Here is a 20,798-nt window from a genome sequence, read left to right as displayed (position 1 = left end):
CATTCCCACGCAGAGCGTGGGAACGATCAGTTGAAAAGATCGTGGTGTGGCGTGGCGATATTAAATAGAATGAATCTCATTTGAGACATGATCGCGCCGCGCAGGTTGCTTGCCATGAATGATGTTGTCGCCCCCGAACTGACGCTGTCGAGCCTGTACCGCGACCACCGCAGTTGGCTGGAAAGCTGGCTGCGCCGGCGCCTGGGCAATGCCTGGGATGCGGCGGACCTGAGCCAGGATACGTTTCTGCGGGTGCTCGCCAGCGCCCAGCCGATCGCGCAGATGCAGGAGCCACGGGCGTATCTGGTGACGGTGGGCAAGCGCCTGCTGGTCAACTTTCATCAGCGCCGCAGCCTGGAACAGGCCTACCTGAATGCACTCGCCAGCTTGCCTGAGGCCTGTGTGCCGTCTCCCGAGCAACGTTGGCTGCTGCTGGAAACCCTGCAAGCCCTGGATGAATTGCTCGATGGCTTGCCGGTGCTGGTGCGCCGCGCGTTTTTGTGGAGCCAACTGGAAGGCCTGGGTTATCGCGAGATCGCCGAGCGCCTGGACGTGTCCGAGCGCACCGTGAAACGCTACATGGCGCAAGCCTACGAGCACTGCCTGCTGGTGGAGCTGTGAGCCGCGACGTTGCCCGCGCTGCGGCCCGGTGGTTGGCGCTGCTGGAGTCCGGTACCGCTACCGAAGGTGATCACGCCGCATTGCAACACTGGCGCGACAGCCACCCGCAACATGAACAGACCTGGCAAAAAGCCCAGACCTTGCGCCAGCGCTTCGGCGGCCTGCCCCAGGCGCTGGCGATGGCCAGCCTCGACCGTCCGCAACCGGGCCGGCGTGCCGTGCTCAAGCGTGCGCTGGGCGTGGCGGCGTTGCTGCCGACGGCGTGGCTGATCAGCCGCCAGTTGCCCATCGACGTGTGGCGCTCCGACCTGCACACCGCCACCGGCGAGCGCAAGCGCATGGCGCTGGCCGACGGCGCCAGCCTGCAACTCAATACCGCCAGCGCCGTGGACATAGCGCCACGGCGTATCCGGTTGGTGGAAGGCGAGTTGGCGTTGAACGTGCCGGGCCCGGGCGCGATGACGGTGCAGACCCGTTATGGCGAACTCCAGGTCAGCCAGGCTGAGGTGTGCGTGCGGCAATTGGCGTCTGGCTGTCGGGTATCGGTACTCAAGGGTGCGGTGCAGGTGCGCGACCTCTATGGGCGCTCGACGACGTTGCACAGTGGTCAGCAAGCATCGCTGCAAGCCACCGGCCTTGGCGCTTGGGTGGCGTTCGATGTGCAACAACTGGGCTGGCGCGACGGCGTGCTGACCGCACAGGACCAGGCCTTGGGAGATTTCTTGCGCGAGCTGGAACGCTATCGCCCTGGCGTGTTGCGCTGGGAGCCGCGCCTGGAAACGTTGCGGGTGACCGGCAGTTTTCGCCTGGACGACACGGACCGCATCCTCAGCCTGCTGGCATCGACGCTGGGCTTCAAGGTGCAGGCGCGCACGCGGTATTGGGTCACCCTCAGTTGAGTCCTGTGCTGGGGTCACGTGCAATCTCTATATTCCTGTTAGGTATAAATAAAGAGCTATATATTCCTTTTAAGTTTTTTCCCGCTGCGGCATCTTGAGGGCCTGCGCATTCGTGCGGATTGACCCAACAGCCAAAAGGAAAGCCGACATGACCATCAAAGCGATCAACGTGCGCAACCAGTTCAAGGGCGTGATCAAGGAAATCCTGCTGGGCGAAGTAGTGTCCGAAATCGACGTGCAAACCGCGTCCGGCATTGTCACTTCGGTGATCACCACGCGCTCGGTGCGCGACCTGGAATTGAAAGTGGGCAGCGAAGTGATTGCCTTTGTGAAGTCCACCGAAGTGTCCATCGCCAAGCTGTAAATGATGGCCCCCGTGCACAGGCGGGGGCCGGCTGGCCGGCGGTGATCAGTCGATACGTTCAAAGATCTGCTTGATCATCTCCGGGCTGAATACGCCTTTGCCGGTGCCTTCGGCCAGGGTGAACGTGCCATCGGCGTTGACCTGCACCCCTGATGAACCGGCAATGCTCACCGAGACGCCGGGGCGTTCCTCAAGCAGCGCCTTCAGCGGCTGTTGACCGTGAAAAGTCTGCCCGATCACCGTGGCCATGCCTTGGGTGGACTGGGTATCGACACCGCCCACCAGGATCACCTTCCCACCGTTTTTCAATGAGTCTTGCAGCTTATCCAGCACGTGCCGGGTGCTGCCATTCAACAAACCAAATTCCAGGTTGCTGCCGGTCAGGTGCATCAGTGTCCGCGTCTGATAGGTGCTGCCGTTCCAGTCGGTCAGTACTGCCAGGGCCGAGCAGTCGCTGAGACTTCGGGTAATCAAGGGGGCATCGCCTTCGCTCAGGGTCATTGACTCGCCCATGGCGACAGACTGAGGGGCCGTCGTGGCCGGTGGACGTGGCAAGTCGTAGGGCCGCTTCGGCTTGTTGACGAGGGTGTCCACCCACTCCGGGTCCAGTGGGCGCATATCGGGTTTGGCGCCGGAGCGGATCCTCCAGCCGGCCTTGTCCCACGCTGCCAGGGTGGATCTGAGCCGCTGCGTATAGTCGGCAGCGGGGCAGGTGATGCCGGCCCAGGGGTCGACAATCCAGGCATCGGCCCAGATGGCTTCAGAGAAATCCAGCGTGCCATTGACCGTCGTACTTGGGCCGCCAACCACGGTGAACGAATGGGCGTCGCCGGCGCCCCATTCGTAGGCCCTGCCGCCACTTTTGCTGATGATGTCCCGGGCCAGCAGGGCCATCTCGCCGCAGTTGCCGGCGCCGGTCTTGATGATCAGGTCTCCCGCATTGGGCGCGCGCAGGTCGGCGGTGCGCAGCAGCCATTCGCGGGTCATGTGGGCCGCGTCGGCTCTGGCCAGGTCCGCGGCGGAACGCACCTGGTTGCCCGGCCCAAGGCCGGTGGCGGTGAGCGCGTGGTCCACTGCAGCCTTGGCTTTTTCGGCATAGAACTGATTCTGCTGCTTGACCGGCCAGTTGGCGAACCCCGGCGGTTTTTCCAGGGGCGTGACCTTGTTGGGGCGCAAGGCGATATCCGGTGCACGGATGGCACTGGCGCGTTGCAGTTGGTAGACCACTTCACGCTGTTGCTCCTCGGTCAAACCTTTGCAGGCTTGCTTCAATTGATCGAGGTCGGCCTGGGTATAGCCGGCGTTTTCCAGTTGGGTGTAGGCGTCTTTGAGCCTGGGCAATGCCACCAGATCTGCATCCAGGCTGTGCGCGCCTTTGAACAGGCTCATGAATGCGCGATAGTCCTGCACCAGGGGCAAGTCGAGGGTGCTGCATTTTTTGAAGTTCAGCTCAGTGCTGTTTCCTTTACCCAGTGGCGCGTAATAGAACTCGGCAGTATCGGCCTCGATCACCAGGTATTGCCGCGTGCCCTGTGTCACCACCACACCTCGCAGCTGACGCTGATCATCGCTGATGTTGCTGATCTTGTTCAGCTTGACCACGCGCGTCTGTTGCGCAAACGGCCCCACGGGTTCGCCGGCGTTGAAGCCAAACCCCGGCTCCTTGACCAGCGTGCCGCGGATACGGCTCTTGTAGGTGATGCGTTCGGTGTTGGCCACCGGTATCAGTTGCGGGCCGGTTTCGCCATCGATCATCTTGTACAGGCGTTTTTCGTAGACCACCTGGCGTGCCTTGTTGAACAGGCCGACCTTGGACGGAAACAGCCGCACATGTTCCAGTGCCTGAAGCTGCGCCGCGTCGCCGGGCAGGTCGGCGATGAGTTTGGCGAAGCATTCGGTGTTGGCGCCGCGCCGGTTGCGGCCACCCGTGGCGGGCGCCGGGCAAACTGCCTCGACCTCCTCAAGGGGCGCGGCGCTATGGCCCGATTCCAGTTCGGTCAACTCACCGGGCCTGGCGTTTTGATAGCGATAGACCTTGTCGCCGTCCACCACGTCATAGCCGTTGCTGCGGGGCAGGGTGTAGGCGGTGTCACTGATGGGGTGGTCCATGACCTGGGCCTGGCGGCCATCGGCGAACACTTCCCGGCGCAACGGTTGCGTGACGGGGGCTTCAAACGCTTCTTCCTCGGCGATGCCGCCGCCCAGGGAGAACAGGCTGTTGAGTGCACCGTCGAGGGCGCTCGAGGTGCCTTGTTGGCGTTCTGCCTGGGTGTCGCCGGAAATGGCTTTTTCGGTCCCCAGTGTGGTCTGCGCCACTCCGATGGCCACGGCGGTACCGACGACAAGCGGCTCGCCGATCACGGCAAATTTGGCCATCAGCCCGGCCGCGGCCGTCAGGTCGTTGAGCCAGGTGTCGCGGGTGACTTCGCTGTTGGACTTGATTGCGACATCGGCATCGCTGGCCATGCGTCGTTGGGTGTTGTCCTTGAGCACGTTGAATACATCGCCCTCGACCCGCAGTCGGCCGCTGTCGATGACCACACCTTCCTGGTGGCTCCAATAGTCGTTGCCCAGGTACTTGAGGGCGCTGTCCACGCCTTTGCGCGACTGGCGGTCGCCGCTGATGAAGGAGGCGAAGTCGCTCCAGAAACCCACGTCGTCATCCTGGCGATCACGCAGGGAAAAGTGCGATGCCAGCGCCTTGCGTTTGTCGGGACAGTTGCCTTGTTCCTTCACCCATTCATCCAGCTCGGCGATGGACTTGAACCGCAGGAACGCCGGCACATGCCCGGGTATGTAGAGGATCTGGGTGGTGTGGTCCGCTGCGCTGAATCGCAGGATGTCGGTGGAGGGGCGGCCGTTGATATCAAGCAGATGGGTCCTGACAACGCCCTTGACCGGCGCGGTGGCTTGCAGTTGTTCAAGGGTCAGCGGTTGCGTTTCATCCTGCGGCAGGTTGGCCACGGCGTTCATCACCAGGTGATAGTCGTCGCGGGTGAAGCTCGCTTGGCCCGCGTCGAGTTGTTGGCGTGCCTGGCTGACAAACTCGCCTTTCAATGTGGCGCGGTAGTCGTCACCGTGCTTGCTCCAGAACGTCTCCTGCAAGCCCGTGAAAAGCCCCTGGAAATCGGTTTTCCAGCTCTGATGCATGACCGCCGACGCCAGCAGCGGGAATTGATTGTGCGCGCCATAACCGCCTTTGGTGCTTTGTCCCGCGCCAACGGTGTACAGGCCGGAATATGCATCCATGTTGCCTGGCAACCAGTCGTCCTCGCTGAAGTTGCTGAGCAGCGCATCCGGCAACTTCTGCGAGCGCCACGGTTCTTGCATCGTCCACTCCCAGCCATTGAGGGTGTCGGCGGAATGGCCGCCGCCCTGGAAGCGATTGAGATAGACCGTGTCGGCATCCACGTGGGTGCCGGTGAGTTTGAAGATAATCGCCTCGGCCCATTTCTTGGCCTCTTCGCGCACCCTGGGGAGTGCGGCGTGGGTGGCGCGCATCAGCTGGCTGTAGCGGTTTTTTTCACGTTGCGCGCGGGCCTGTTCCAAGGGGCTGTCACGTAGCGTCTCGATCAAGCCCTTCAAGGCTTCCAGGGTTTTGGGCAGCGCCGCGCCGGAGGCGGTGATGAAGTGCGCGGCGTTCACCGTGGCGTTGGTTGCGCCCGGGTGTGCCTGGGCAAACGTGGACCCCGGGTGAACGCGGACTTGCAGGGCCCTCAGGTCGCGCGCGAGGACCTCTGGCGTCACGGCCGGGGTCGGTAGCTTGGCCATCAGCCGTGTGAGGTGATCGAGCAGGGTGTGGCGGTCGTGGATGTCGCCGACGAGCCGTTGTTGTTCGGCCAGGGCCGCATCTCCCCGCAAGGCGTCATCGCGGGGGATCGTGGTCAAGTCCTGGAGGCCGTCTGGCGGTGCGGAGGGGTTGATCCCGTAGAAGCGCAACACGTCATAGAAATGCACAGTGTTGTAAGGCTTGTGCGGGTAGTTGAGAAACCGCCCGCTGGACGGTGGCCAAAAACCCAGTGTTCGCACGGCCTGGATCAACGGTCCTGCCACGGCAGCGAAGCCGGAGTCGTCGGTCAGAGAAAACTGCCGGGGCTGGCTGTCGATGAACACATGCAGGATGTTGTTGACGGGGTCGAAACGTACCGTCGAGGGTGAAATGTTGTGGTCTTTCATCCAGCGCTGGAAGTCTGGGTGGCGCAGGGCGTTGTCGAGTTGGTGCAGCCACACGCCCAGGGTGGACTCCGGCGGTATGTTGAACAGCGAGTCCGGGCCGGACAAGGGGTAGTGGAACGGCGCAGGGCCGATGCTGTGCGCCAGTTGCTGGTCGGCCGCGGCCCTCGGATCGGCATGGATGGTGTAGCGGGGAAGGTTGGCCGGCACGTCACCGGTATAGGACTCGATGACGTACTGCGTAGGTGGCGCGATGTTGCGGACCGGAAACGACATGGGATAACTGACTCCGCGAGGGTTTGCGAAAAATAGAGGGGTTCCCTGTATGTCTCGCAAACCGGTTGAGCGGTTCCGGCCTGTTTTAGCGGTTTTGTAAGCTTTGCGCCGTGTGCTGAGGCGGTGTGCGGGGAAGGGCTTTCTAACTGAGCGGGCTGGTGAGGCTCGGCGCGGAAAAGTCCGATAGTCGCCCTGAATGCGCGCTTGGTAGGTTGGTCCGAACCAGGACTGTCAGCTACAGGGACGATAGGTTTCATAACTCTGCCAGAGCGGTCATTTATGCAAATATCTTCCTCTGTTAGCGTGCCGGCGCCGGTATTTTCCACCTCGCCCGTGGGTGACACTGGCGTACACACTCCTGAACAAGCGCATGCGCCAGCGGCTCGTCGCACGCCCCGGCAAGTTTCGGGGCAGGTTCAGCCCCCCCTCTCCGCCGGTATTCCGGATGCCGAAGTTCCCCCGCTATTTCTAGCGAAAGTCAACGTGGCCAAACTGGAATCCACCCGCAGTGAGTTCGTGCAAGGCTATAACGCGCACAATTCAGTAGCGCTGCCTGGTTACTTCCCGTCAATGAGTGACACGGCGCTCATGCGGATAGCGCTGGACCAAAACCTAACGGCGAAGCAAACCGGGGCTTTGCAACGCATGGCAGAGCAGCGTGTTATCAACGGCTCTCAAAACAATGTGCGAACGTTCACGAAAGTCATCTCAGGCAGAGGCATAAAGGTAACGCCTTTGTCGCAAAGCTATTACCTGTCCATGGTGAACCGGCTGGCGGGAGGGGAATGTGCAGGGCTGTCACATCTGATGTCTCTGGCGGTGGCGGAGGGTAAGCAACAGACTTTTCTGAGCAATATCTACTACGCCGTTACCAACCCGGATACGCCGGATTCCCAGGCGTTCTTTATGAAAATCGCCGAGGTGCAAGCCCGGTTGAAATATCCTGGATTTTCCCATGATCCTGCCACCGTGAAGCTCGGTACTCATACGGACATCGCCCCTCAGCTTATCAATTCACCAACCTCTAAGACGATCCTGATCAGCAGTGATGAACATCGTCTGACCGCTGGCGTGATTGTTGACCCGGATGGGAAACGAAAGTATTACTTTGTGGACCCCAACCATAGTTATACGGAGATTGATACTGGTGATGTAACTACGACCAATGCTTTATTTGAAGACGTAATGAAAAAAGTGTTTACCGATCCCGGGTTGAACGCGTTCATTAAACCTTTGAAAGGTTTTCCGAGTCATCAGCAATACCTCATCAGTGTGTTTAATCGTGACTATGTTGCGGGTATAAACGGCAGCACCAACGACATCAAGTTCATGTACGAACGTCCCTTGGGTGGGCTGAGCGATATCAATGTGCTGAAGGGGGTCCGGTTACCGACGGTAGATGATTCTCGCCTTAAAACCTATACCCCTGAGCAAGGCGCTGTAGGGGACTACGACCTTGTGCTGCAGAAGCTGGATAAAATGCAGACCAGTCGCGGGGTACCGCAATACCATGACGCGATGGCCGCGCTGGACTCAGTCAAGCTCTTCATTGCCACACACCCTGGCTCGAGCCTCGTGCCACCCATGCAGGCACTTGGGCAGCGCTTGGAGAGGGTTATCAATGAGGCGGCAGCGCCCGCGGAGTATCCCTATGTCTTTGAGCGTATGGAGCGCGATAGGGTGCTTCTGGTCGAGGACAAGGTCGGTAAGCCGAAGCATTTTCAGAGTGACACTATTGAGGGCAAGACCGTTGATCTAAAGAGCAATGGAGGGGGCGATCCCGGCCGGGTAACTCGTGTGGGCGATGCCGTAAAAGAAGCATTGCAGAAACTCTCGCAAAGCGACCCGGCCACCGCCCAGGCCGTTGGCAATAAACTCAGGGTGATTATCGCCAACCCAGGCGATCAAGCAGAAACACGGCTGTTGTTTGACACCCCGCCGGCCTTGGTCATTGGGGATGATTTTTTTACCACGCCGTCTGCAGATGACACCACTGTTGCCGATCGAATAGGTGGTCAGGCTCAAGCGCGTGGAGGCGACGCTCAAGCACAGAGGCAAGGGGCACTGGTTGCGGGCAAGCTGGGGATGCTCGGTTATTACAACGCGGACTCCACAGGGTTTTTGGAGGTCGTCAATAACAAAGAGACCTTTCGCGATGGTGGCGACAAAGTAAGCCCACGCGCAACCCGAAGCGCTGGGGACTTTATGGAGGAGTCTTTCACCGCACGCCTCTACGATGGAACGCTCGACAGCACCACCGATGCCTCACTCAAGCGACTGTTCTCCCCCGCCACAACGGCCTCGCCGTCCACCAGTACCGCGTCCCCCAGCAATCCGTTGCCGCCCACGCCACCGGAGACGCCGAACACGCCGCTGCCGGATGCGCCGAGCACATCGCCCTCTACAGTAAGGGCCATTGAAGCGTCTGAAATAAAACGTCTGCAAGCACTTGACAGCAGTCTCCCGCCGATTCGAGTCGGGGAGGTGGACGTCAGTCGGGTCGATCTCTACAAAATGGGGGTCCATGCTCAGGGCAAGCCGATTGAGAGCGCGTTGACCACGGATGCACAGGGTCATATCAGCGCAGACGTGGAAATCGACTACGTGCGCTTTTTGGCTTATGTGGAAGGACAACCGCCTGAGATCGGTGCGAGCGCATCGCGTGTTGTCAGTGAAGTAGCGGCCAGGCGCAAGCCTGACACGACAGCTGTGTTTACCCGCAAGGATGGTGGCCTTATACCTGAGCAGCTGCAAAAACATGTCGATGCCACGTCGCGGCAGGCTGCTGCCATACGTGAATTGGAGCGCAGCGGTAAACCACCGCCTGCCGACTTTTTCTCCCCGCCAAAATCGGGCAACCCTGGCGGGAAGACTCAAACCGCTGGGCTTGGGTTCCAGGCGTTCAGCACGTCCCAGGGGCTGCGCGCGTCCATCGATGCGCTTCAACGCGGGGATACGACGGCGGGGGTCATCGGTTTGGGCGCCGTGGCGTCGGACTACGTGGGTATGTCGGCGGAAGCCGGCATTAACAAGCTTGCGAAACATACGATCAATAAAGTGTCGGCGCCCATCCTGGGGTTCCAGGCAAGCACCATCGGCAAGTTGCTGGGTAAAGCCGCTGGAGGTGTCGGGGCGATATTCAGTGTGCCGTTTGATATCTACAACGCTGTGGACTCGTTTAACAAGGCTGCCAATAGTACGGGTAAAGACGCTCAAGACCATTACGTCAACGGTGCATTTTCCGTGGCTAGCGCCGCAACGTCTATCGCATTGACCGCGGCATTCATGGCGGGAGCCAGTTCTGCCGGCCCTGCGGGGCTCGTTGTGGCAGCCGTGCTGATGGTGGCCCAGGCGGTTTATTCGGCTGTACGTGTCGTGGAGGACATTGATGAACTAACGCCGTTGACAGGGGGGCAAAAGTTTACGGTTGGGTTGGGTTCGTTCCTGGGCCTCCAAATACCATTTAAGATATTAAAACCGTATCTGGAGGTTAAGTACCGCAAGGCCTATGAGACCACTCAAGAGGCCAAGCACAAGAAGTTTTTGGAAGGGGGGGGGAAAGAGTTGTTTGAACGGGTTGTCTATGGTTCGTTGGATGTAGACGTCAAATCAAAATCGGTAAGGGTGCCTTACCCGACTTTTTTTGCGTTCATTCCGGGTCACGGCGTAGTGAATGCCATCACTGACGGAATGCCTGGCTACGAGACGGTCGTTGATCAGCACCATGGCAACGACAATATTAGAGCCCCTGAACAATCATGGGCGTGCAAGCGTTACGCCGTGGAAGGAGAGCCAGGGCCAAACAAAGCCACGCTATGGGACATCGGCGACGGTGATGACGGGGTGAAGGGCGCGCAGACGAAGCCCAACTATTTCTTGATGGGCGGGGGCAAGAAATTGATCAGCGGTGGTGATGCCGACGATACGTTCATCTTCGGTGCTGATGCCCGACAGACACTCCAGCAAGTGAAGGAAGTCGGAGAGGTCTGGGATGACAGAACGGCTGGGTTCGGCAAACGTTCAACCGAACTCTGGGGGGAAGGTGGCAGCAATACGCTGATGTTCAATGGTGAACTGAATACCGACCATACTGAACGTAATGTGACGAGAAGTTATCGTTATTCCGGGCATGTCATTAACTTCAAGACGGGAACTATTGCAGTAAGTGCTGAAGACCCGCAAGCAGACGGTGCCACGCCCATTGCGCGGTTTCACTCATTTTCCAACGCCATCACGGTTGAGGATGGAAAGAGTTATATCGTGGGCGATGAACAGAGTAATACATTTACTCTAAATGGTAAGAAGGATGTGGTTCTGACCGGTCAGGGTAACAATGTCGTTATAGTCAATGGTGGCGCGACGGTTGTCGGAGAGGGCGGTTCCAATACTTATTATATTAACAAGGGCGATAAGGAAGTGGTCATCAAAGACCCGAATGACAGTGTTGTCCGGCTGGATTACAGCGCCTCTCAGGTTTCGGGTTGGAGCGTTTCACCCTCGGGTGAATTAACCGTAAACCTGAAGGGTGATAAGCCTGGAGAGGAGCGTAAGCTGACTTTCCAAAATGCTTTTTCCGACGAGGCGGGGGGTGAAAAGGCACGACCTAAATTCATCACCAACGACGGCGTGATGATGACGATCACCGCCCCATTCCAGGCGGATTCATCCATTCGTGTACCGAAGGTGAGCAGTCTGAAGGTTCAAGCCGATAAACCCTTGGCTTAAGTAATGCCAAGGGTGAGGCAATGCCATCGACGGGCTGGCAATGGGTGGGTGCCAGTCTGTTTCAGCGGGCTTTCAAGCTGCGCTCGATGCGTTGCAGGCCTTCCTCCAGCATGGCCCGCGGGCAACCGAAATTCAGGCGCACGAATTGCTGGCTGTCATCGCCGAACTCGATCCCGGCGCTCAAGCCGACCTTGGCCTGTTCGAGGAAGAACTGTTGCGGGTTTTCCAGGCCCAGGGCAGTGCAATCCAGCCAGGCGAGGAAGGTGCCTTGGGGCGCGTGCATGACCACGCCGGGCAAGCGGGTTTGCACGGCATCGAGCAGGTAGTCGCGGTTGGCTTGCAGATACTGCTTCAGCGCTTCCAGCCATTCGCCGCACTGGCTGTAGGCGGCGCGGGTGGCTTCCAGACCCAGGGGGCTGACGCTGTCGACCATGCCGCAACGGGCGTTGTTGAAGCGTTCGCGGATCTCGACGTTCTGGATCACGGCAAAGCAGGTCTTCAAGCCGGCAACGTTATAGGCCTTGCTCGCCGACATCAGCGTGATGGTGCGCTCGGCGATTTGCGGGCTGAGGCTGGCGGTAGGGATGTGGCGGCGGCCGTCGAAGCATAGCTCGGCGTGGATTTCGTCGCTGATGATCAACGCGCCCTGCTCCAGGCAGGCGTTGGCCACGGCCAGCAATTCTTCGCGGGGGAATACCTTGCCCATCGGGTTGTGCGGGTTGCTCAGCAGCAGCGCGCCAGCGCCGGCCAGGGCGTCGCGCAGTGCGGGCAGCGGGGTCAGGTATTCGCCGTTTTTCAGTTCAAACGGCACTTCGATTTTCGGCAGGTTCCAATGCCCCGGCGCCAGGCGGATCGGCCGGTAGTTGGGGGTTTGCAGCACCACTGGCTGGCCCGGTTGCACAAAGGCATGCAGGGCCATATTGAAACCCGGCTCGACGCCCGGCAGGAACAGCAGGTCTTCGGGCTGCACGCGCCAGGCATACTTGGCCCACAGGTCGGCGACGATGGCTTCACGCACATCCGGGCCGGCCACGCTGTAGCCGAGGATCTGCTGGTCGAGGCGCTCGCGCAGGGCCTGCAACACGGCGGGCGGGGCGGCGATGTCCATGTCGGCGATCCACATTGGCAGGACGTCGGCCGGGTAACGGTTCCATTTGGTACTGCCGGTGCCGAGGCGGGGGTGGATCGTGTCGAAATCAAAGCTCATGGGGGGGCTCGTGGCTGGGGGCGCTAGAATGGGGCTGATTCTAGCGTCATTATTTTTATAGGCCACAGCTTATTGATTGACGGCAAGATCCGGGCGCAGCGGTGTGCCACCGACCCAAAGGTAACCCATGCCCGATGGGTCAACTGGTGACGTCGGCCTCTGTGATTCTGGCGTGTTGGATTTTAAGTTTGAAGTCTGCATTTCCATCGCCATCGGTATCGACCAGCAAATAGCTGGTCCCCAGGTGTGGCGACATCTCGCCTGGCCGGTGAATGATCATTGCCTGTCCCGGCTGGCCGGAAAACTCCTGGACGAAGTCCAGTTTGGACTTACCGGCGGGCGTCAAATTGGACACATCAATCTTGTCTTTGCCGACCACGAAATTGTTGATTGAGTCGGGATTGTCGGGTGAAGAATCCGCCGCGCTGCTGAAGCCGAAAATGCTCTTGCCGCCTTCGGCTTCGGTGGTGCCGCTGTACATATATTGTTGGCCGGAAAGCCCGAGGATCACATTGTTTGCACCTTTTTGCCCCACCAGGTGCTTCTGCCCTTCAACTTCGCTGTGCACCAGTTTGTTGGGGCGAGCACTTTGACCTTCCCCCAAGGGCTGCTGATTGAGAATGGTTTCTTTCAATGTAATGACGCGGCCGCCAAAGGCGATGTGCATCCTGTTATCGGCGGGCGGATCGGAAGGGGCGGGACTATTGGTCGGAGGTGGAGATGGAGGCGGTGTCGGCGTCGGCGTCAAGTCCCAGACATCGGCAATATTGACGGTGGGTATATGTGAGGTCGCGGTCGGGCGACTTTGGTTGCTTATTCCGTAATGACTCATGGCAGATACGTCTCTCGGTTGATTGGATATCTTGCTATTGGCGCAGTGCTCGGAAACGTTCCATCGCTATTGCGGCTTCCCAGGCATAGGGGCTTGGGCATTGCACGCAATCGGGGGTAGGTATTTTCCGGCAAGCCAACGCTCCCCATTCGGGGTGTCTGTGACCGACAGGTTCTGTAATAAAAACGCCATTGCACTGGGGATTAAAGCTACGGCGGGCTATTTTGGTGCATCTCAATAACCAGAGTAGCCATGGATGAAATACCAACCCTTCAGCCGTACCCTGATCGCCACTGCGCTGGTGTTGACGGTCAGCGGTGTGCAAGCCGCGTCGCAAGCCCCAGTGGCGGGCGAAAATGGCATGGTGGTCACCGCCCAGCATTTGGCCACCCATGTGGGCGTGGATGTGCTCAAGGCCGGCGGCAACGCAGTGGACGCGGCCGTGGCCGTGGGTTACGCATTGGCGGTGGTGTACCCGGCAGCGGGCAACCTCGGCGGCGGCGGTTTCATGACCGTGCAACTGGCGGACGGGCGCAAGACCTTCCTCGACTTCCGCGAAAAAGCCCCGCTGGCCGCCACGGCCAACATGTACCTGGACAAAGACGGCAACGTCATCGAGGGTCTCAGCGCCAAGGGCCACCTGGCCGTCGGCGTGCCGGGTACCGTTTCGGGCATGGAACTGGCCCTGAGCAAGTACGGCACCCTCAAGCGCGCCCAGGTGATTGCCCCGGCGATCAAGCTCGCGGAAAACGGCTTTGCCCTGGAGCAGGGCGATATCGACCTGCTGCACACCGCCACCGGCGAGTTTGAAAAAGACCAGGACATGCGCGGGATCTTCCTGCACAACGGCCAGCCGATGCAGGTCGGCCAGAAGTTGGTGCAGAAAGACCTGGCCAAGACCCTCAAGGAAATCTCGGCCAAGGGCAGCGACGGTTTCTATAAAGGCTGGGTGGCCAAGGCGCTGGTGGACTCCAGCCAGGCGGGCAAAGGCATCATCACCCAGGCCGACCTGGACAAGTACAAGACCCGCGAACTGGCGCCCATCGAGTGCGACTACCGGGGCTACCACGTGGTCTCGGCACCGCCGCCGAGCTCCGGTGGCGTGGTGATCTGCCAGATCATGAACATCCTCGAAGGCTACCCGATGGCCGACCTTGGCTATCACTCGGCCCAGGGCCTGCACTACCAGATTGAAGCCATGCGCCACGCCTACGTGGACCGCAACAGCTACCTTGGCGACCCGGATTTCGTGCAGAACCCCATCGCCCACCTGCTGGACAAGGACTACGCCGCCAAGCTGCGCGCCGCCATCGAACCGCAAAAAGCCGGGGATTCCCAGGCGATCAAGCCGGGCGTATCGCCCCATGAAGGCAACAACACCACCCACTATTCCATCGTCGACAAATGGGGCAACGCGGTCTCCGTCACCCACACCCTCAATGACTGGTTCGGTGCGGGCGTGATGGCGAGCAAGACCGGGGTGATCCTCAACGATGAAATGGACGACTTCACCGTCAAGGTCGGCGTGCCGAACATGTACGGGCTGGTGCAGGGTGAAGCCAACGCCATTGCTCCGGGCAAGGCGCCGCTGTCGTCGATGAGCCCGACCATCGTGACGAAGGATGGCAAGGCGGTGATGGTGGTGGGCACGCCGGGTGGCAGTCGCATCATTACCGCGACGTTGCTGACGATCCTGAACGTCATCGACTACAAGATGAACATCCAGGAAGCTGTCGACGCGCCGCGCTTCCACCAGCAGTGGATGCCGGAAACCACCAACCTTGAGACCTTTGCGGTGAGCCCGGATACGCAGAAGATCCTCGAAAGCTGGGGCCATAAGTTTGCCGGGCCGCAGGATGCCAACCACTTGGCGGCGATTCTCGTGGGTGCGCCGTCGCTGGGGGGCAAACCGGTGGGGAACAATCGGTTCTACGGGGCGAATGATCCGCGTCGTAACACCGGCCTGTCGCTGGGCTACTAAAAAAACCTGTGGGAGCGGGCTTGCCCGCGATGGCGGTGTGTCAGCCACAGATGTATTCACTGGCCCACCGCAATCGCGGGCAAGCCCGCTCCCACATTGAAGCTCCGTGTTATGGCTGGAGTAGGTGTTCGACTGCTGAAAACGCCGCCCGCCGGCGTTCTTCCCAATCCCCGCGAATCACCCGCACAGGCTGTCGATGCGCCCGCATCCACTCCAGGCTACCCTGGAAAAACGCCTGGCGATCCGCCAATTGCGGCTGGCAACGCTGCCCATCCGCGGTCCACTCCACATCCTCCGGTGACAGCAGCAAGTGCAGGTCGTAGTGACGGGCCAGCAATTCACTGTCCAGCCATGCCGGGTAGTCACCGAACAGGACCTGGCTCCAGAGCTTGTTGGTGAGCAAATGCGTATCGAGGATCAGCAGGCGCGGCTGCTGGGCGCGGGCGGCATCTTCCCAGGCCAGTTGGCCGTGGGCGATGGCCGGGATGTCGGCCAGGGTGGTGTCGCGTTGATGGTGGTCGATGAAGTGACGCACGTATTCGCCGACCATCAGTCCGCCGAAATGCGCGTGCAATTCAGCGGCGAGCCAGCTTTTACCGCTGGATTCGGGACCGGCCAGTACCACCACCTTCATGATTGCAACGCCGGGTCGGCGCGCCATTCACGCCAGCCTTGTACGGCGATCACGGTGAACAAGGCGTAGAGCGCGGCGGTGAGATACAGGCCTTTGTAGAGGAACAGGCCGACGAAGATCACATCCACGGCTATCCACAGCGGCCAGCATTGCACGCGTTTTTGTGCCATCCACAGTTGCGCCACCAGGCTGAAGCCGGTGAGGGCGGCGTCGAGCCAGGGTTGTGCGGCGTCGGTCCAGTGGGCCATGGCGGCGCCCAGCAGCAGGCTGCCCACAGCGCCTAAGCCAAGGCTGGCGATGATGGCCGGCACCCCCAGGCTCGTGACCTGACGGCCTTGCTTGACCTCGCCGGCGCGGGTCCACTGCCACCAGCCGTACAGCTGCAACACGGCGTAGACCACTTGCAGGAGCATGTCGGAATAGAGTTTGACGTCGTAGAACACCCAGGTGTAGAGCAGCACCATGATCAGGCCGATGGGCCAGCACCAAGGGTTTTGTTTGACCGTCAGCCAGACAGCGATCACCCCCAGGGCGGCGGCGAACAGTTCAAGCCCGGACATGGCGGTTCCTTGGAGGAGTGGGAGAGGGCGGGGATTGTAACCAGAGGCGTGCAATCTACAAAACACTGAGCACTGTCTGTGGGACCTGCTCTTATGTGGGAGCTGGCTTGCCTGCGATGGCATCACCTTGGTCTGACTGAAAGACCGAGGTGTCTGCATCGCAGGCAAGCCAGCTCCCACACTTGAAGCAGTGTTAGACCTTGAATTGGCGGAGCAGGTCGTTGAGTTGTTCGCTCAGCGTGCGCAAGTGGCTACTCGCCACACTCGACTGCTGCGCCGCCAACGCCGTGCTGTGGGACAACCCCGCCGCCTGGGTGACGTTCTGGTTGATGTCTTCCACCACATGGGCCTGTTGCAGCGTGGCACTGGCAATCGACGCATTCAAGCCATTGAGATTACGCAACGCCTGGCCGATGGCCGTGAGGCTGGCCCCGGCCTGGCCGGCTTGTTCGATGGTCAGTTGCGAGGCGCTGTGGCTGTCGCTGATCACCTTGACCGCCGCTTCCGAGTGGCCTTGCAGGCGCTCGATCATGCCCTGGATCTCGGCGGTGGATTTTTGCGTGCGCTGGGCCAGCAGCCGCACTTCATCAGCGACCACGGCAAAACCCCGGCCTTGCTCACCGGCGCGAGCGGCTTCGATGGCGGCGTTGAGGGCCAGCAGGTTGGTCTGGTCGGCGATGGAGCGGATCACTTCGAGCACGCTGCCGATTTGGGTGCTTTCCGCGGACAGTGTGCGCATCACCTCGACCGCCTGGCTGATGGTGCCGGAGAGTTGGTCGATCTGCTGCAAGCTGCCGTCGATGTTGACCTGGCCTTGCTGCGCCTGGGTCTGGGCGTCACGCATTTCGCTGGCGGCGTGTTCGGCGTTTTTGGCCACGTCCTGCACGCCGTAGGTGACTTCGTTGATCGCCGTGGCGACCAGTTCCATCTGCTGGGATTGCTGCTGGCTGCGGTCATGGGCCTGGGTGGCGTTGTTGCCCAGCTCGGTGGATGACTGGCCCAGGGCGTTGGCGCACACCTGCAACTGGCTGACCACCTGGCGCAACTTGGCGGTGAAGCTGTTGAAGTGGTGCGACAGCTGGGTCACTTCGTCGTGGCCGTGGGTGTCGAGGCTGCGGGTCAGGTCGCTTTCGCCGCTGGCGATGTTGCCCATGGCGTTCACCGCCGCTTGCAACGGGCGCACGATGCTGCGGGCGATCAGCGCCACCAGCAAGGCCATCACCACCGCAATGATCAGGCCGATCACCGAGGCTTTCCACACTTGGCCGGTGAACTCGGCCTGTACATCATCCACGTACACGCCGGAGCCGATGATCCAGCCCCAGGGTTCGAACAGTTGGATGTACGAGGTTTTCGCCACCGGCGCATCGGCGCCCGGCTTTGGCCAACGGTAGTTGACGATGCCGGCACCCTTGGCCTTGGCCAGGATCACAAATTCGTTGAACACCGCAAAGCCATCCGGGTCGCGGATGGCCGAGAGGTTCTGGCCGTCCAGCTTGGGGTTGGCCGGGTGCATGATCATCACCGGCGTGAGGTCGTTGATCCAGAAGTAGTCGTCATGGTCGTAGCGCAGGCCGCGCACCACGCTCAAGGCCTGCTTCTGCGCGGCGTCGCGGGTGAGGGCGCCGGTTTTCTCGAGGTTCTGGTAGTAGGCCAGCACACCGCTGGCGGTCTGCACCACGTGTTGGGTCTGCTGGCGCTTGGCCTGGTAGAGGTCGCCATGGATCTGCTTGAGCATCAACAGGCCCAAGGTCAGCAACATCAACACGGCGACTATCAGGATCAGCCAGAGCCGGCGGCTGATCGACATGCTGCGCAAACTGTTCATCGTCCTGTCACTCCGTGCTTTTTATAATTGTGGGCGCTGCATCGACTTTTACGCCTTGTCTGATAGGCTTTCGGCCTGTAATCGGAAAACCTGAGTACTGCCTGATTTTTCACGGGTTTTTTATACACCCGGCGTCAGTGAACCACTTAAAAAAGACTATCGAGGCCTGCCCCGCGCAGGACCTTTTGGGGGATGCATGGATTTTTGGACCGCCATACAGGCATTGATTCTTGGCGTAGTGGAGGGGTTGACGGAGTTCCTGCCGATTTCCAGCACCGGTCACCAGATTATTGTCGCCGACCTGATCGGCTTCGGCGGCGAGCGTTTTGAAGCGTTCAACATCATTATTCAACTGGGCGCAATTCTTGCCGTGGTCTGGGAATTCCGGCGCAAGATCCTCGACGTGGTCATCGGCCTGCCGACGCAGCGCAAGGCCCAGCGTTTCACGGTGAACCTGATCATCGCGGTGTTGCCGGCGGTGGTGCTGGGGGTGATTTTTGCCGACCTGATCAAACACTATCTGTTCAACCCGATCACCGTGGCGGCCGCGTTGGTGGTGGGTGGCGTGATCATGTTGTGGGCGGAGCGGCGGCAACATGCGGTGCACGCCGAGACGGTCGATGACATCACCTGGAAAGACGCGCTCAAGGTCGGCCTGGCCCAGTGCCTGGCGATGATCCCGGGCACTTCCCGTTCCGGCGCGACGATTATCGGCGGCCTGTTGTTTGGCCTGTCACGCAAGACCGCCACCGAGTTCTCGTTCTTCCTGGCCATGCCGACCATGGTCGGTGCGGCGCTGTACTCGGGCTACAAATACCGCGACCTGTTCCAGCCCGCCGACCTGCCGGTGTTTGCCATCGGCTTTGTGACTTCGTTCATCTTCGCGATGATTGCGGTCAAGGCCTTGCTCAAGTTCATCGCCAGCCACAGCTACGCAGCGTTTGCCTGGTACCGCATCGCGTTTGGCCTGGTGATCCTGGCGACCTGGCAGTTCGGCTGGATCGACTGGTCGGCGGTCAAGCCATGAACATCCAGCACCCGCGCCTGAAGGCCGCGGTTTTTCTGCTGTTGTGCGCCGCGCCGCTGCTGGGCTCGGTGTTGCTGTGGCATCGCGGCGAGACCGTGCTGCCGCTGGCGGCGTACGGCGTGGTCAGCGTGTTGGCGTTCTTTTTGTACTGGCGCGACAAGCGCCAGGCGCAGACCGAAGGCCGGCGCACCCCGGAAAACATCCTGCACGCCGTCGAGCTGGCAGGCGGTTGGCCGGGGGCGTTGATTGCGCAGCAAGTGTTCCGGCACAAGACGCGCAAGGTGTCTTATCAGGCGCTGTTCTGGGCGATTGTGCTGCTGCATCAGGTGTTCTGGCTGGACCAGCTGTTCCTCGGCGGCACCTTGCTGTCAATCCTCTAGCCGCAAGCCGACCTGCGTGCGCTTGGGCAGTTTGCTCACCACCAGTTGGTGGGAGCGCTGCAACAAGCCGCGCAGTTCCTCCGCGCCCAGCGGGTAGGGCGTGTTCATGATGATCCACTGCGCACGTGCCAGGTACGGCGCCGGGTGGATGCCTGGGCGGTCGACGTGGCCGAGGAACACATCCTTGTCGACCTTGAACGCCAGCGACTCACCGCGCAGGTTCTGCAGGGCGAACATCTTGTTGCCGGCAATCGAAAATACGCGTACGCCGCCCCATTTGTAGTCCTCGCGCGCGCCGGGCAGGCTCAGGCAGAAACGCGCGACTTGTTCTTCGGTGATCTTCATAGCAGACGGTCTCCGCAACCCTTGAAGCCTTCTTCCAGATAGTCGATCCAGGCCCGGATGGCCGGCAATACGCCACGCCGATGGGGGTATACGGCTTGCAGCCAACCGCCCGGCAACGACCATTGTGGCAGCAGTTGCACCAGGCGGCCGCTGGCCAGTTCCTCTTCGCAATACATCATCGGCAGTACCGTAAAGCCCAGGCCCATGATTGCGCTGGCCTTGCGCACGATGAAGTCGTCGATGCCCAGGCGCGCCTCCATCACCAGTTCGTGGGGGTTGCCCTCGGGGTCGAGGATGCGTTGGTGGACCATGCGGTCCGGCTCCAGCGCGCCGAGCATGGGCAGTTGCTTGAGGTCGTCGAGGCTGTGGATCTGCTTGCCGTGCATAAACGCCGGGCTGGCCACCAGCACCGTCTGGGCCTGGCGCAGGCGTTTGGTCACCAGCAGCGGATCTTCATCCCCCAACTCTCGCACGCGCAGGGCCACGTCGATGCCTTCGGCCACCAGGTCGACGCGGCGGTTGACCAGGGTCATTTCCAGTTGCACGTGGGGATGGGCGGCGAGAAACCCGGCCACCAGCTCCGGCAGGATGTGCTGGGCCATGCCCACGGGGCAACTGACCCGCAGCCGCCCACGGGCCTCGCTGGACATGCTGGCCACGGCCTCGTCGGCCATCTCGGCCTCCAGCAGCATGGCCTGGCAGTGGCGCAGGTAGCGTTCGCCGACGGCGGTGAGGGTCAATTGCCGCGTGGTGCGTTGCAGCAGGCGCGCACCGAGGCGGTCTTCCAGCTCGGCAATGCGCCGTGACAGCCGTGACTTGGGGATGCCCAGCAGCCGGCCGGCGGCCGCGAAACCGCCGGCTTCGACGACTTTGGCGAAATAGTAGAGGTCGTTGAGGTCTTGCATGGTCGGCCTATTGTCCTGTCAGTGGGACAAACTATCGCATT

15 protein-coding genes are annotated in these 20,798 nt (G+C 60.7%); 7 read left to right on the top strand and 8 right to left on the bottom strand.

Annotated features, from left to right (window positions below; genetic code table 11):
* Positions 1-114 precede the first annotated feature (114 nt).
* The 3 genes from B348_RS0128390 to B348_RS0128380 all read left to right on the top strand — a co-directional run bounded on the left by B348_RS0128390 (position 115) and on the right by B348_RS0128380 (position 1,884).
* On the top strand, positions 115-621 hold the full coding sequence (locus B348_RS0128390; RefSeq protein ID WP_026137138.1) for a sigma-70 family RNA polymerase sigma factor: 507 nt from the start codon (positions 115-117) through the stop codon (positions 619-621).
* Positions 618-1,520, top strand: coding sequence for a FecR domain-containing protein (locus B348_RS0128385; protein WP_017739410.1), 903 nt, complete (start codon positions 618-620; stop codon positions 1,518-1,520). The genes B348_RS0128390 and B348_RS0128385 overlap by 4 nt, the downstream gene beginning before the upstream one ends.
* Before the next feature lie 148 nt (positions 1,521-1,668).
* Positions 1,669-1,884: a molybdopterin-binding protein gene (locus tag B348_RS0128380; protein ID WP_003173733.1), complete on the top strand. Its 216-nt coding sequence runs from the start codon at positions 1,669-1,671 to the stop codon at positions 1,882-1,884.
* Between the two features lie 45 nt (positions 1,885-1,929).
* Here B348_RS0128380 and B348_RS0128375 read toward each other — a convergent pair whose 3' ends face one another.
* On the bottom strand, positions 1,930-6,333 hold the full coding sequence (locus tag B348_RS0128375; RefSeq protein WP_017739409.1) for a dermonecrotic toxin domain-containing protein: 4,404 nt from the start codon (positions 6,331-6,333) through the stop codon (positions 1,930-1,932).
* A 279-nt stretch (positions 6,334-6,612) separates the two neighbouring features.
* Between B348_RS0128375 and B348_RS0128370 the strand changes: the two genes are divergently transcribed.
* Positions 6,613-11,058: a hypothetical protein gene (locus B348_RS0128370; protein WP_157356572.1), complete on the top strand. Its 4,446-nt coding sequence runs from the start codon at positions 6,613-6,615 to the stop codon at positions 11,056-11,058.
* A 61-nt stretch (positions 11,059-11,119) separates the two neighbouring features.
* On the opposite strand, the gene B348_RS0128365 is transcribed toward B348_RS0128370, so the two are convergent.
* Together B348_RS0128365 and B348_RS0128360 are read right to left on the bottom strand one after the other, a co-directional pair.
* Positions 11,120-12,265, bottom strand: coding sequence for a MalY/PatB family protein (locus tag B348_RS0128365; RefSeq protein WP_017739407.1), 1,146 nt, complete (start codon positions 12,263-12,265; stop codon positions 11,120-11,122).
* Between the two features lie 139 nt (positions 12,266-12,404).
* Positions 12,405-13,097: a M10 family metallopeptidase C-terminal domain-containing protein gene (locus tag B348_RS0128360; RefSeq protein WP_081609300.1), complete on the bottom strand. Its 693-nt coding sequence runs from the start codon at positions 13,095-13,097 to the stop codon at positions 12,405-12,407.
* A 256-nt stretch (positions 13,098-13,353) separates the two neighbouring features.
* Between B348_RS0128360 and ggt the strand changes: the two genes are divergently transcribed.
* On the top strand, positions 13,354-15,078 hold the full coding sequence (ggt, locus tag B348_RS0128355; RefSeq protein WP_017739405.1) for a gamma-glutamyltransferase: 1,725 nt from the start codon (positions 13,354-13,356) through the stop codon (positions 15,076-15,078).
* A gap of 109 nt (positions 15,079-15,187) precedes the next feature.
* On the opposite strand, the gene B348_RS0128350 is transcribed toward ggt, so the two are convergent.
* From B348_RS0128350 to B348_RS0128340, 3 genes are all read right to left on the bottom strand, one after another.
* Positions 15,188-15,712, bottom strand: coding sequence for an AAA family ATPase (locus B348_RS0128350; protein ID WP_017739404.1), 525 nt, complete (start codon positions 15,710-15,712; stop codon positions 15,188-15,190).
* The gene (gene pnuC / locus B348_RS0128345; RefSeq protein ID WP_017739403.1) at positions 15,709-16,272 is read right to left on the bottom strand and encodes a nicotinamide riboside transporter PnuC; all 564 of its coding nucleotides are present in this window, start codon (positions 16,270-16,272) and stop codon (positions 15,709-15,711) included. Before pnuC ends, B348_RS0128350 begins: the two co-directional genes overlap by 4 nt.
* Before the next feature lie 193 nt (positions 16,273-16,465).
* The gene (locus B348_RS0128340; protein WP_017739402.1) at positions 16,466-18,100 is read right to left on the bottom strand and encodes a methyl-accepting chemotaxis protein; all 1,635 of its coding nucleotides are present in this window, start codon (positions 18,098-18,100) and stop codon (positions 16,466-16,468) included.
* 196 nt (positions 18,101-18,296) lie between these two features.
* Between B348_RS0128340 and B348_RS0128335 the strand changes: the two genes are divergently transcribed.
* Entirely contained in the window at positions 18,297-19,127 is an 831-nt protein-coding gene (locus B348_RS0128335) for an undecaprenyl-diphosphate phosphatase (RefSeq protein ID WP_017739401.1), read from the top strand.
* A complete protein-coding gene (locus tag B348_RS0128330; RefSeq protein WP_017739400.1) occupies positions 19,124-19,507 on the top strand; it encodes a DUF1294 domain-containing protein in 384 nt (127 codons plus the stop codon). The genes B348_RS0128335 and B348_RS0128330 overlap by 4 nt, the downstream gene beginning before the upstream one ends.
* On the opposite strand, the gene B348_RS0128325 is transcribed toward B348_RS0128330, so the two are convergent.
* Positions 19,496-19,852, bottom strand: a complete 357-nt coding sequence (locus B348_RS0128325; protein WP_017739399.1) for an MmcQ/YjbR family DNA-binding protein — start codon at positions 19,850-19,852, stop codon at positions 19,496-19,498. The two genes, B348_RS0128330 and B348_RS0128325, sit on opposite strands and share 12 nt — an antisense overlap.
* The gene (locus B348_RS0128320) at positions 19,849-20,757 is read right to left on the bottom strand and encodes a LysR substrate-binding domain-containing protein (protein ID WP_017739398.1); all 909 of its coding nucleotides are present in this window, start codon (positions 20,755-20,757) and stop codon (positions 19,849-19,851) included. The genes B348_RS0128325 and B348_RS0128320 overlap by 4 nt, the downstream gene beginning before the upstream one ends.
* Positions 20,758-20,798: the final 41 nt, after the last annotated feature.

The sequence above is a fragment of the Pseudomonas sp. CBZ-4 genome, from assembly GCF_000346755.1.
GTDB lineage: Bacteria > Pseudomonadota > Gammaproteobacteria > Pseudomonadales > Pseudomonadaceae > Aquipseudomonas.
Note: the sequence above shows the minus strand (reverse complement) of the source record. Positions and strands in the feature narration are given on the sequence as shown.